Annotated in this window: 11 protein-coding genes; 7 read left to right on the top strand and 4 right to left on the bottom strand. The window is 66.6% G+C overall.

Features of this window, described 5'->3' with window-relative positions; all coding sequences use genetic code 11:
* Nucleotides 1-137: 137 nt before the first annotated feature.
* Entirely contained in the window at nucleotides 138-542 is a 405-nt protein-coding gene (locus J2X70_RS00820; RefSeq protein ID WP_032976819.1) for a hypothetical protein, read from the top strand.
* Between the two features lies 1 nt (nucleotide 543).
* Complete coding sequence (locus J2X70_RS00815; RefSeq protein WP_309908400.1) at nucleotides 544-2,298, top strand: ATP-binding protein; 1,755 nt, start codon at nucleotides 544-546, stop codon at nucleotides 2,296-2,298.
* 138 nt (nucleotides 2,299-2,436) lie between these two features.
* Here J2X70_RS00815 and dkgB read toward each other — a convergent pair whose 3' ends face one another.
* A complete protein-coding gene (gene dkgB / locus J2X70_RS00810; RefSeq protein WP_100437066.1) occupies nucleotides 2,437-3,246 on the bottom strand; it encodes a 2,5-didehydrogluconate reductase DkgB in 810 nt (269 codons plus the stop codon).
* 85 nt (nucleotides 3,247-3,331) lie between these two features.
* Nucleotides 3,332-4,546, bottom strand: coding sequence for an MFS transporter (locus J2X70_RS00805; protein WP_025877602.1), 1,215 nt, complete (start codon nucleotides 4,544-4,546; stop codon nucleotides 3,332-3,334).
* 105 nt (nucleotides 4,547-4,651) lie between these two features.
* Between J2X70_RS00805 and J2X70_RS00800 the strand changes: the two genes are divergently transcribed.
* Complete coding sequence (locus J2X70_RS00800; RefSeq protein WP_059065568.1) at nucleotides 4,652-5,554, top strand: LysR family transcriptional regulator; 903 nt, start codon at nucleotides 4,652-4,654, stop codon at nucleotides 5,552-5,554.
* 102 nt (nucleotides 5,555-5,656) lie between these two features.
* Here J2X70_RS00800 and J2X70_RS00795 read toward each other — a convergent pair whose 3' ends face one another.
* A complete protein-coding gene (locus tag J2X70_RS00795) occupies nucleotides 5,657-7,777 on the bottom strand; it encodes a methyl-accepting chemotaxis protein (protein WP_309908394.1) in 2,121 nt (706 codons plus the stop codon).
* A 183-nt stretch (nucleotides 7,778-7,960) separates the two neighbouring features.
* Between J2X70_RS00795 and J2X70_RS00790 the strand changes: the two genes are divergently transcribed.
* On the top strand, nucleotides 7,961-8,416 hold the full coding sequence (locus tag J2X70_RS00790) for an Rrf2 family transcriptional regulator (RefSeq protein ID WP_025877596.1): 456 nt from the start codon (nucleotides 7,961-7,963) through the stop codon (nucleotides 8,414-8,416).
* Entirely contained in the window at nucleotides 8,406-9,311 is a 906-nt protein-coding gene (locus J2X70_RS00785; RefSeq protein WP_080149589.1) for an NAD(P)/FAD-dependent oxidoreductase, read from the top strand. The genes J2X70_RS00790 and J2X70_RS00785 overlap by 11 nt, the downstream gene beginning before the upstream one ends.
* Nucleotides 9,312-9,377: 66 nt before the next feature.
* Here J2X70_RS00785 and J2X70_RS00780 read toward each other — a convergent pair whose 3' ends face one another.
* Nucleotides 9,378-10,334 (bottom strand): aldo/keto reductase, encoded by a 957-nt coding sequence (locus J2X70_RS00780; protein WP_032976826.1) that lies wholly within the window; start codon nucleotides 10,332-10,334, stop codon nucleotides 9,378-9,380.
* Between the two features lie 169 nt (nucleotides 10,335-10,503).
* On the opposite strand from J2X70_RS00780, the gene J2X70_RS00775 reads away from it, so the two are divergent.
* Together J2X70_RS00775 and J2X70_RS00770 are read left to right on the top strand one after the other, a co-directional pair.
* A complete protein-coding gene (locus J2X70_RS00775; RefSeq protein ID WP_309908391.1) occupies nucleotides 10,504-11,361 on the top strand; it encodes a methyltransferase in 858 nt (285 codons plus the stop codon).
* 80 nt (nucleotides 11,362-11,441) lie between these two features.
* Entirely contained in the window at nucleotides 11,442-11,981 is a 540-nt protein-coding gene (locus J2X70_RS00770) for a pseudouridine synthase (RefSeq protein WP_134833251.1), read from the top strand.
* Nucleotides 11,982-12,001: the final 20 nt, after the last annotated feature.

The following is a 12,001-nucleotide window of genomic DNA, read 5'->3' as shown; positions in this document are numbered from 1 at the left end:
AGCTGTTCCTGCAGATCCATCAACGGATGCAGTAGTCCGTATGTCTCGCACGCTGTCGCTTCAGGCCTCTGGTCGAGCGTTGCGGAACGCGGATAAGCATCTCTTCAGGTGTTGAATGCGACAGGCGGAGGAACGCAATGCGGCGCTTGAACACAACGCAAGGGGCACAGTCGCGGCAGTACCCTGCAGACGGTCCTGAGCTCGGCGAGCGATCTATGCTCAGCCTGATTGCAGTGGCTGCGCCAGACCAGCTCTCATCATTCACCGCCGCCCTGGACGAGGCGATCTCGCGTTGGGTGAACGCTGCGGAGAATGAATCCTCTGGTTGTCTGGAACAGGAACTCTCGCGCGTGCATGCATTGAAAAGCGTAACTTCGGCGCTGGGCAGCCGCAGGATCGCCGATGCCTGCGAAGGCCTGGCTGACGCTCTCCGCTCCGGTGAAGTCATCGGCACCGTGCGTCTGCGCGGCTGCGCACTGGCGATCTCGGCACAGCGCCTGCTGCGGCGCACGACGGGTCAATCACTGACCAGGGGACGCTGACATGCATGGTCCGCACACGTCTTTGCACACCTCGTCCCCAGCAGCGCTGCTGCATGCCGCGCGTGCGTTGGAGATGCACCGCCTGGCTATGTTGCTGTCGTGCCTGCAGGAGCCGCGCGCCAGCGGGTTCCGGGTGCTGTTGCAGGCGCTTGCGGTGCTGTGGTGCTGGCTCTGGCTGGATGGCCCGCAGCGGGTTCTGGCCGATGAGGCCGCGCGCGTGTTGCCGGTCGCCATCGTACTTCTGGCAGTGTCTGTGGCTTGGGCTCTCTTTATAAATCTCTGCTCGCAGCGTCGCCGTTCGTGGTACGACGCGGCGGGTCTTCTGCTCAGTCTGGTCATGGTGGCCATCCAGGTGCACTCGGCCTTCATCCTGTTGATGGCGCTCAATGCAATCCTGCCGTTCCTCGTCATTGCTGCGACGGTGGCTTACGGACGCAAGGCCATGGCGCCGGCAATCGCGGTAACGGCATTGGCTTTGCTGTGGGCAGCACCCGAAGGCTACTGGTTTTCGCGGCCCGCCTATCTGGCCTATGCGCTGGCATTGACCATCCTGTTGCCGCTGGTCGTGGCGTCACTGGTGGCTGCAATGCGCGAAATCGCGTTGCGTGCCATTGCTTCGCGCGAGGCGCAGGGGCGATTCGCCGGCACAATGAGCCATGAGCTTCGCACACCGCTCAATGCGATCATCAGCGGTATCCAGCTTCTGGAAGTCGATACGGCAAGTGCTGCCCAGCGACATGCACTGGCCACGGTTGCCAGGCAGGCACAGGCGCTCAGGCATCGCATCGATGATGTCCTCGACGTTGCCAGCATTGATGGTGGCAAGCTGCAGCTGCGGCCACATCCTTGTTCGCTGTTTTCCATCATCGAGGCGGCGCAGGCCAGCTGTATGCCTGCGGCTGCCGACAAAGGCGTGGTTCTGCAGGTGGACGCAGGGAGGCCGGACGTATGGATGCTGGCAGATGGCGGTCGCATCGAACAGGTGGTGACCAATCTTCTCTGCAATGCCATCAAGTTCAGCCCCATGGCGGGCGAGGCGAAGGTCTCGGTTGGCGCCGTTCGATCGGCAGAGGACTGGCTGGTGCGGATCTCGGTCTGCGACTCCGGGACGGGCATCGATGATGCGCAGAGAGAGATGATTTTCTCGCCCTTCGTGCAGGTCAGCCAGGGCGAAGCGCGCTGCGAGCAGGGGGTCGGGCTCGGGCTGTACATCGTTCGGCTGATCTCTGATGCCATGGGCGGAACGATCAACGTAGGCCGCAGCGACGCCGGGGGCGCCTCATTCGTGTGGTCCTTCACTGTGGCCGCGGCCGATGAGGCTGATCCGCTTCCTTCCCTGGAACAGCTCTTCCAGTCGCACGCGGCGATGGTTCGTCCGCTGCACTGCCTGCTGTTCGAGGACGTGGAGACCAACCGCGACGTGGTGCGGCACCTGCTGCAGTGTGCCGGCCATCGCCTCAGCTGCCGCCATGATGGTCACGATGCGCAGGCCATCATCAAGGCACTGGCGCCCGACGTCGTTCTGCTTGATCTGCATATGCCTGGCTGCAGCGGATGGGATGTACTGGAGGTACTGGTCAGGGACCCTGAGTCGCCCCCCGTTCTGGTGATGAGCGCAGATACCCGGGTACAGGTGATCGAGAGGGCGCGTGCGCTGGGTGCGGCCGGCTTTCTGTGCAAGCCACTGGACATCCAGGAGGTCCTGGATAGGTTGCGCGATGTTGCGGGACGCGGTGGTTCCGGTGCAACGGTGTAGGGCCACGCGTGCGCCGACCCCGGTGCGGTGGCTCTGGCAGGTGCCGACCTTGGTCGGCACGTTGTTTCATCGGTCGACCAGAGGTCAGCGCCGACCAAGGTCGGCGTCTACCACAGCAGGCGTCCGTCCCCGGGGGGATCAATCCCAAGCCGGTGCGATGCCTTCCGGATTGGCCAGGCGGTGGCCACGGTCCAGCTTGGCGATCTGCGCCATGTCGTCTTCGGTCAGGCGGATCGCGGCGGCTTCCAGGTTGCTGGCCAGGTTCTCGCGCTTGGTCGACGACGGAATGACCGCGTAATCCTGCTGCAGCGCCCATGCCAGCGCGATCTGTGCCGGGCTGGCCTGATGACGGCCGGCGATGGCCTGGATCACTGGGTCCTTGATCACCTCGCCGTAGGCCAGGCTCATGTAGGCAGTGACGCGGATCCCGTTGTCCTGCAGGAACTTCACCAGCAGGCGGTTCTGCAGGTAGGGGTGGATCTCGATCTGGTTGGTGGCGATGGCATCGGCGCCGAGGATCTCGATCGCCTTGCGGGTCTGGGCGATGGTGAAGTTGGAGATACCGATCTCCCGGGTCAGCCCCTGTGCCTTGGCGTCGGCCAGGGCAGGCAGGTATTCCTCCATCGGCGTATCGACCTTGTCGTTCGGTGACGGCCAGTGGATCAATGCCAGGTCGACGTGGTCGGTGCGCAGCTTTTCCAGGCTGGTGCGCAGGCTGGCCAGCAGCGCATCGCGCTTGAACTCGGTGATCCACACCTTGGTGGTCAGGTAGATCTCGTCACGCGGCACGCCCGACTCGGCGATGGCCTGGCCGACCTCGGCTTCGTTGCCGTAGATCTGCGCGGTGTCGATGGCGCGGTAGCCGACGTCCAGCGCGTTGCGCACCGAGTCGATCACGGTCTGGTCTTTCAGGCGGAAGGTGCCGAGGCCGAAAGCGGGGACAGTCATGGAGAACTCCAAAGCGGGGGAAGGAGGTGATCGCAAAGGGTAGGGCAGGGGCCGTGTGCATGCCGGCAACGGTGCATTGCATGCATCAGTGCGCGCTCACCGCAATGCCTTCGGCGCGATCGCCGATACCGTCGCGACGGTCCAGGCGGCCGCTGAGTGCCGTCAGTGCGAACGCACCGACCACCACCAGCGCACCCAGCCACGGCGTATGCATCAGGCCGATGTGCTCGACCACCAGGCCGCCCAGCGACGCACCCAGCGCGATGCCGATGTTGAAGGCGGCGATGTTCAGGCCCGAGGCCACATCGGTCGCCTGCGGTGCGTAGCGCTGTGCCTGCTTGACCACATACACCTGCAGGCCGGGCACGTTGCCGAACGCCACCGCGCCCAGTGCCAGCACGGTCAGCAGCATCAGCCAGGTGTTGTGGGCGGTGAAGGTCATGACCAGCAGCACGATGGCCAGCAGCGCGAAGATGCGCTTCAGCGCGGGAATCGGGCCCATGCGGTCGGCCATGCGGCCGCCCCACAGGTTGCCGATCGCCACCGACACGCCATACACCAGCAGCACCAGGCTGACCGCGTTGGCCGAGAAGCCGGTGACGTCCTGCAGGATCGGCGCCAGGTAGGTGAAGGACAGGAAGGTGCCGCCGTAGCCAAGCGCGGTGATGGCATACACCATCAGCAGGCGCGGCTGCGCAAGCACGCCCAGCTGCTGGCGGAAGGTGGCCGGCGCGCTCTGTGCCAGGCCGCGCGGCACGAACAGCAGGCTGCCCAGCAGCGCGATCACGCCCAGGCCGGCCACGGCCAGGAACGTGGCGCGCCAGCCCAGGTGCTGACCGATGAAGGTGCCCAGCGGCACGCCGGTCACCAGCGCCACGGTCAGGCCGGTGAACATGATGGCGATCGCGCTGGCGGCCTTCTCTTTCGGCACCACGGCGGTGGCGATGATCGAGCCGATGGAGAAGAACACGCCGTGGGCCAGGCCGGTGAGGATGCGGGCGACGATCAGCGAGGTGTAGCCCGGTGCCATCCATGCGATGACGTTGCCGAGGGTGAACAGCACCATCAGCGCCACCAGCAGGGTCTTGCGCGGCACGCGGCCGGTGAGCGCGGTCAGCACCGGCGCGCCGACGGCCACGCCCAGGGCATACAGGGAGACCAGCAGGCCGGCCGAGGGCAGGCTGACCTGCAGGTCGGCGGCGATGGTCGGGATCAGGCCGACGATGACGAATTCGGTGGTGCCGATGGCAAAGGCACCGAGGGTCAGCGCCAGCAGGGCGAGCGGAATGCCACGGATCATGACAGTGTCCAGAGGGAAGGAAGGCGCGCAGTGTGCGCGGCCGACCTTTGCCGAAAAACCGGTCTTCACGCCAATCACTCTTGCCGCGTGGTCAATAATGGCGCCATGAAAACCACCCTCGACGAAATGCAGGCCTTCCTGGCGGTGATCGACAGCGGTTCGATCAGCGCGGCTGCCGAGCAGCTGGGGCAGACACCCTCGGGCGTGAGCCGCGCGCTGGGCCGGCTGGAGGACAAGCTGGGCACGACCCTGCTGACCCGCACCACCCGCCGCCTGCACCTGACCGCCGAGGGCGAGGCCTACCTGCGCCATGCGCGGGCGATCATCGATGCAGTGGAATCGGCCGAGGAACAGATGGCGGCGCGGCGCGAGCGTCCGGCCGGCCGGCTGCGGGTGGATGCAGCGATGCCGTTCGTGCTGCACGTGATCGCGCCGCTGGTGGCTGGCTACCGCGCGCGCTATCCGGACGTGCAGCTGGAGTTGAACAGTTCCGAGCGCTACATCGACCTGCTGGAACGGCGCACCGATCTGGCGATCCGTATCGGCCCGCTGGCCGATTCCACCCTGCATGCGCGGCCGCTGGGGCGCTGCCGGCTGCAGGTGCTGGCCAGCCCGGCCTATCTGGCCACGCACGGCCAGCCCGCCAGCGTGGTGGCATTGGGTCAGCACACGCTGCTGGGGTTCAACGAGCCGGAGTCATTGAACCGATGGCCGCTGCCGGGTGATGCCGAGGGGCAGCTGCTGGTGCGGCCAGACATCGCGGTGTCCAGCGGCGAGACCCTGCGCACGCTGGCGGTGGAGGGCGTGGGCATCACCTGCCTGTCCGACTTCGTGACCGAACGCGACCGCGCGGCCGGCACCCTGGTGCCGGTGCTGGCCGCGCAGACGCTGGATGTGTACCAGCCGATCCATGCGGTGTACTACCGCAACACGGCCGTATCGGCACGGATCAGCTCGTTCCTGGATTACCTGGGCGAGGCGATGGCCGCCTCGGATTACCTGCGCTGATGGAGTGTCCGGGTTGCCGGCCAGCGGCCGGCATTACCGGGAATCGCACGCATGGTAGTGCCGGCCACTGGCCGGCAACCCCCACACTGCCCGGTGGATCCGTCAGGCCGCGCGCGCCAGCGCACCCTTGCTCGCCGTCGCGGTTCCCAGATCAAACACATCCACCGCTTCGATCAGGCGATCCGCCTGCTGTTCCAGGCTGCGTGCCGCGGCGCTGGCTTCTTCCACCAGCGCGGCATTCTGCTGGGTGGTGCCATCCATCTGGATGATGGTCTGGCTGACCTGCTCGATGCCGGCCGACTGCTCCTGTGACGCAGCGGAGATCTCGGCCATGATGTCGGTCACGCGCTGCACCGACGCGACGATCTCGGCCATGGTGTCGCCGGCCTGGCGCACACGCTGCGCACCGTGGCCAACCTGTTCCACCGACGCCTCGATCAGCGATTTGATTTCCTTGGCCGCCGCCGCCGACCGCTGCGCCAGCGTACGCACTTCACTGGCGACCACTGCGAACCCGCGGCCCTGCTCGCCGGCACGCGCCGCTTCCACCGCGGCATTCAGCGCCAGGATGTTGGTCTGGAACGCGATGCCGTCGATGACGCTGATGATGTCGGCGATCTGCCGCGACGAGCCTTCGATCGCATCCATCGTCGCCACGACCTGGCCGACCACTTCGCCGCCGTGCGAGGCCACGCTGTGCGCACCGATCGCCAGCTGGTTGGCCTGCCGCGCGTGCTCGGCGTTCTGGCGCACGGTGGAGGTCAGCTCCTCCATCGACGCGGCGGTTTCTTCCAGGTTCGCCGCCTGCTGTTCGGTGCGGCGCGACAGGTCGTTGTTGCCGGCGGAAATTTCCGCAGCAGCGGTATGGATGCTGCCGGAGGCGTGCTTGATGTCGCTGACGATCGTCGCCAGCTGTGCAGCGGTGGCGTTGGCATCCCCCGCAATGCGGGCGAACACGCCCTGGAAGTCGCCGTCCATACGCGCACCCAGTCGACCCTCGGCAATGGCACGCAGCATGGCCGAGACCTCGCCCAGGTTCTGTTCGGTGGTCTGCATCAATCGGTTCAGGCCATCGACCATCGCGCGGAAATCATGCTCGAAGCGCGCACTGTCGCCGCGCTGGCTGAAGTCGCCCGCTGCCGCAGCTTCGGCCAAGCGGCGGATCTCGCCGTTGATCGCGCCCAGGTTGGATTTGACCGCATCCAGCGCCTGGGTGATCACGGCCTTCTCGCCGGGCAGGCGCTCCATGTCCAGGCTGAGATCGCCCACTGCATAGCGGCCCATGATCGTGATCGCGCGCATCTTCACCTGGATGTGCGCATCGACCAGGGTGTTGGTGTCGGCCACCATCGTGCCGTAGGCGCCGGGGAAGGCGCTGCTGTCCATGCGGTGGCTGATCGTGCCGGCGTCGTGTGCCCTTGCCATCGCGGTCTGCGCATCAAGCACGCCACGCAGGGTGCTCTGCACGGCCTGCATCGCCTGTGCCAGGCGACCGATCTCGTCGCGGCTGCGCACCTGCACCACGTGGTCGAGGTCACCGGCGGCAACCGCACGCGCGGCCGCTTCCACCGCCAGCACCGGCTGCACCACGGCGCGCCGCAGCCACCAGCCAAGGGCGATCAGCAGCAGCACGGCGGCGCCGATGGTCAGCGCGGCGCATACCACCAGCACCTGTCGGGAATCCTGCGAACGCGCGGTCACTGCAGCCTCGGCTACCTCGGTGGCACGCACGCTCAGGGCATCCAGCGCACTGGCCACCGGACGGTCCTTGCCGCGCACCAGGGAATCGCCAACCGCCGGGTCGTAGCCGGCGTCAGCGAAGGCCTGCAGTGCGGCATGGTAGTCCTGCTGCAACTGTGCGTGCAGGCCGGAAAACGCCTGCGCCAGTTCGCGCGTGCGCGCATCGGGGCTGGCGGCCAGGCCCGTGGCCAGTTCGGCAACGACGCGGCCTTCGTTGTCGAAGGCCTGCAGGTGATGCTGGCGCAGCGCGTCATCGTGGCCGCGCAGCAGCACGTTCTTCCACTCCTGTACCTGTCCGCGGAATTCGCGTTGCAGGCGCTCGGCGTCACGGCTGTGGGCAACCTCCGGCGGTACGTCGGTGGACAGCTTCAACCAGGCCGACGCCAGGCCCGCCAGGGCGCATACCAGGACAACAGCCAGACCAACAGAAACGGCACCGAGCAGCTTCGACTGCAGCCGCGGCGCATGGGAAGAGGCTTTCATGGGACGAGATCTCGGAAGGGGTGCGATGCGGTATCGACCGTCCTTTAGCGCTCTGAAGTGCGATGCGTGTCACATTCCCGTTCTGTTTAGTGATGTGAAGAATGTGTTTCATTGGACAAATGTGTCCATATGGAACGAAAGAAGACCCTCGACAGGTGGTTTAAATGTAACTATTGTTGTTACATGAAATCCGCGAATCCGCTTTCCGACGCTCTGCACGTGATGGCCCATCTGGTCGGCCAGCACGGGCCGCGAACCTCCGAACAGCTGGCGACCTGCCTGCCGACCCATCCGGTGGTGATCCGCCGCCTGCTGGCGCAGATGCACAAGGCCGGCCTGGTACGCAGCACGCGCGGCCACGGTGGCGGCAGCCAGCTCGCCCGCGATGCGGCGACGATCACCCTGCACGACGTCTACCAGGCCATCGGCGCGCCGCCGATGGTCCAGGTCGGTACCCGCGAAGGCAGGGGCGGCTGCCCGATCCAGCAGCTGGTCAACCAGGCCCTGCTGGAGAGTGCCCGCGAAGCGCAGCGCCTGCTCGAGCAGCGGCTGCAGGCAACCACCCTCGACCAGCTTGGCGCCGACTTCGCCCGCCATCTTGCCCATCACCGTTCCCTGGAAGGTCACCATGAATCCTGATGTCCTCATCGTCGGCGGCAGCTACGCCGGCATCGCCGCCGCACTGATCCTGGCGCGTGCGCGCCGGCCGGTCACCATCATCGATGCGGGTTCGCCGCGAAACCGCTTCGCCAGCCATTCGCACGGCGTGCTGGGCCTGGACGGCATCAGTGGCGCCGAATTGTTGAAGAACGCGCGCCAGCAACTGCTGGACTACCCGACCGTGCGTTGGCTGAATGCCGAAGCGGTGCAGGCCACGCTCCGCACCGAAGGTGTGGAAGTGCGTACGGCCGACGGCCAGGTACTGACCGCGCGCAAGCTGCTGCTGGCCACCGGTATCGCCGACCAGCTGCCCGATCTGCCCGGCCTGGCCGAGCGCTGGGGCAGCACCGTGCTGCACTGCCCGTACTGCCATGGTTATGAAGTGGGTGGCGGTTCGATCGGCCTGCTCGGCGGCCATCCGATGTCGGCCGGCAAGGCGCCGCTGTTCGCCGACTGGGGCAACGTCACCTTCTTCAGCCAGGGCCTGCCGATCAGCGACGAGGAGCTGGCCGCCATGCAGCAACGCGGCGTGCAGGTGGAAACCACGCCGGTGGTAGGTGTGCACGGCGAGCAGCCGACGTGGCTGGAAGTGGAACTTGCCGACGGTCGCCGAGTCGCCCAGCGTGCGCTGTTCGTGCCGGCCATGCAGCAGATGGCCACGCCTCTGGTGCAGCAGCTGGGCTGCGCGCTGGTGGAGAGTCCGCTGGGCGTGCTGGCCGAGGTGGACATGATGAAACAGACCTCGGTGCCGAACGTGTACGCCGCCGGTGATGCGACCACGGTCGGCAACATCACGTTGGCCATGGCCGAAGGCGTGCGCGCGGGCATCGGCATGCACCATGCGCTGGTGGCCGAAGACAGCCTGCCGCGCTGACGCAAAGCATCCACGCATGGTGCGGATCCGTTGAAGGGTGCCGACGTTGGCCGGCACCCTCCGCCTTCAACCTTCCACGCTGGCCGCGTCCAGCTGCGCCACATCCTGCACGCTCAACGCCACGTTCGCCGCCGCCAGCAGGTCGTGCAGCTGCTCCACGCTGGTGGCACTGACGATCGGTGCGGTGATCGACGGTCGTGCGATCTGCCATGCCAGCGCGATCTGCGCGGCAGTGGCGTTGTGCTTGCTGGCCACGTCATCCAGTGCCTGCAGAATGCGCAGGCCGCGCGGGTTCAGGTAGCGCTTGACCACGGTGGCGCCGCGCGCGGAACTCTTGCCGGCGTCGTCCGGCGTGCGGTACTTGCCACTGAGGAAGCCGCTGGCCAGTGCGTAGTAGTTGATCACGCCGATCTGCTCGCGCTGCACCAGCGGTTCCAGCTCCTTCTCGTAGCCGGCGCGGTCGTACAGGTTGTACTCCGGCTGCAGGGTTTCATAGCGCGGCAGCCCGTAGTCGGTAGAGACCTTCAAGGCATCGGCCAGACGCGTGGCGCTGTAGTTGGACGCGCCGATCGCGCGCACCTTGCCCGCCTCGATCAGGCGACCGAACGCGGCCAGGGTCGCTTCCAGCGGCGTGGATTCATCGTCCTCGTGAGCCTGGTACAGATCGATCACCTCGGTCTGCAGGCGACGCAACGAGTCCTCCACCGCCGCATTGATGTTGTCCGGGGTGAGGCCGGGGCGCTCGGCCCATTTGGCCACCTTGGTCGCCAGCACCACCTTGTCGCGCTTGCCGCTGCGCGCGAACCACTTGCCCAGCAGCGTTTCCGACTCGCCACCCTGGTTGCCCGGCACCCACGCCGAGTACACGTCGGCGGTGTCGACCAGGTTGAAGCCGGCATCGACAAAGGCATCCAGCAGGGCGAAGCTGGCCTTCTCATCGGCGCTCCAGCCGAACACGTTGCCACCGAAGGCGAGCGGAGCTACATGCAGGCCTGAACGGCCCAGTTCGCGGTTTGCCGTCATGGGCACGGACTCCTTGGGGGAAGTCCTTCAGGATAGAACGCGATGTGTGACCGCGCTGCGGCGCTGACCACAAAACTGTGTTCCGCACCGCGCACGCGGCTAACGTTTTGTGAACACCTGCGGCGCGCCGGCTGCTAGTCTCGCCGCATCTTCCGCTGGAGTCGCCCCGATGATTGCTGCCTCATCCCTGCGTGGTTGCCGCCTGCTGCTTGCTTCGGCCCTGCTGGTTGCCGTTCCCGCATTCGCCGCGCCGGCCACGGTCGCACCGGCAAAGATCCAGGTGTCGCCCGCGATCGATGCCGCGGTGAAGGCCTCGACCCGCGACCCCGCCAACGTCAAGCGCGACGGTTTCCGTCATCCTGCGCAGACCTTGGGCTTCTTTGGCGTCGCGCCGGAAAAGACCGTCATCGAGATCACCCCGGGCAATGGCTGGTACTCGGAGATCCTGGCGCCGCTGCTGCGCGACAAGGGTCATTACATCGCTGCGGTGGTCGATCCGCAGGCCGTGGCTGAAGGTCGCGGCCGCGACTACCAGCAGCGCAGCCGCGACAGCCTGGAAAAGAAGTACGCCGCCGCACCGGCACAGTTCGACAAAACCACCGTGGTTGCCTACGACCCGGCCAAGCCGGTGTTCGCTGCAGCCAACTCGGCCGATGTGGTGCTGACCTTCCGCAACGTGCACAACTGGCGCAAGGCCGGCCAGGCGCAGGGCATGTTCCAGGGCTTCTTCAACGTGCTCAAGCCGGGCGGCGTGCTCGGCGTGGTCGAGCACCGCGCCAAGGCCGACGTGGCCGACGCTGACGACACCGGTTATGTGGGCCAGCAGCAGGTGATCGCGATGGCCGAGGCCGCCGGTTTCAAGCTGGACGCGCGCACCGAGGTCAATGCCAACCCGCGCGATACCAAGGACCATCCGAATGGCGTGTGGACCCTGCCGCCGACCAACCAGCATGACAAGGCGGATGACGCCAAGTACCAGGCCATCGGTGAAAGCGACCGCATGACCCTGCGTTTCGTGAAGCCGTGACCCGGTAGCGCCGGGCCATGCCCGGCGAGCTCGCGGCGTGGCATGGGACAATGCCCTGCCCGCCGCCTGCCGTCCCCGCGATGCTGATTGCCTTCAACAAGCCGTTCAACGTGCTCTGCCAGTTCACCGACCGCAGCGTGCCGCCGCGGCCGACATTGGCAGGCTTCGGTTTGCCGCCGCGCGTCTACGCTGCCGGCCGCCTCGACCATGACAGTGAAGGCCTGCTGCTGCTGACCGACAACGGTACGCTGGCGCACAAGTTGACCGACCCGAAGCACAAGGCGGACAAACTCTACTGGGTGCAGGTGGAAGGCACGCCCAGCGAAGGGCAGCTGCAGCAGCTGCGCGATGGCGTGGTGCTCAATGATGGGCCGACGCTGCCGGCGAAAATCGAGCGCCTCGATCCTGCGCCTGAACTGTGGCCGCGCGATCCGCCGGTGCGCTTCCGCAAGACGGTGCCCGACAGCTGGCTGGCGATCACGATCCGCGAGGGGCGTAACCGCCAGGTGCGGCGGATGACCGCTGCGGTGAACCTGCCGACGCTGCGGCTGGTACGCGCTGCAATGGGGCCATACCGGCTGGATGACCTGCAGCCCGGGCAGTGGCGGCAGATCGGCTGAAAAAAAGGCCGGAGGCCTTG

The organism is Stenotrophomonas sp. 1337 (genome assembly GCF_031455455.1).
In the GTDB taxonomy this organism is placed as follows: Bacteria; Pseudomonadota; Gammaproteobacteria; order Xanthomonadales; family Xanthomonadaceae; genus Stenotrophomonas; species Stenotrophomonas indicatrix.
This window is presented reverse-complemented; position numbering and strand designations above follow the sequence as displayed.

Coding starts and splice junctions, on each gene's coding strand:
- J2X70_RS00780 (WP_032976826.1), bottom strand. CDS start 10,334: ATGACGGCAAACCGCGAACTGGGCCGTTCAGGCCTGCATGTAGCTCCG.
- dkgB (WP_100437066.1), bottom strand. CDS start 3,246: ATGACTGTCCCCGCTTTCGGCCTCGGCACCTTCCGCCTGAAAGACCAG.
- J2X70_RS00790 (WP_025877596.1), top strand. CDS start 7,961: ATGAAATCCGCGAATCCGCTTTCCGACGCTCTGCACGTGATGGCCCAT.
- J2X70_RS00800 (WP_059065568.1), top strand. CDS start 4,652: ATGAAAACCACCCTCGACGAAATGCAGGCCTTCCTGGCGGTGATCGAC.
- J2X70_RS00770 (WP_134833251.1), top strand. CDS start 11,442: ATGCTGATTGCCTTCAACAAGCCGTTCAACGTGCTCTGCCAGTTCACC.
- J2X70_RS00805 (WP_025877602.1), bottom strand. CDS start 4,546: ATGATCCGTGGCATTCCGCTCGCCCTGCTGGCGCTGACCCTCGGTGCC.
- J2X70_RS00815 (WP_309908400.1), top strand. CDS start 544: ATGCATGGTCCGCACACGTCTTTGCACACCTCGTCCCCAGCAGCGCTG.
- J2X70_RS00785 (WP_080149589.1), top strand. CDS start 8,406: ATGAATCCTGATGTCCTCATCGTCGGCGGCAGCTACGCCGGCATCGCC.
- J2X70_RS00795 (WP_309908394.1), bottom strand. CDS start 7,777: ATGAAAGCCTCTTCCCATGCGCCGCGGCTGCAGTCGAAGCTGCTCGGT.
- J2X70_RS00775 (WP_309908391.1), top strand. CDS start 10,504: ATGATTGCTGCCTCATCCCTGCGTGGTTGCCGCCTGCTGCTTGCTTCG.
- J2X70_RS00820 (WP_032976819.1), top strand. CDS start 138: ATGCGGCGCTTGAACACAACGCAAGGGGCACAGTCGCGGCAGTACCCT.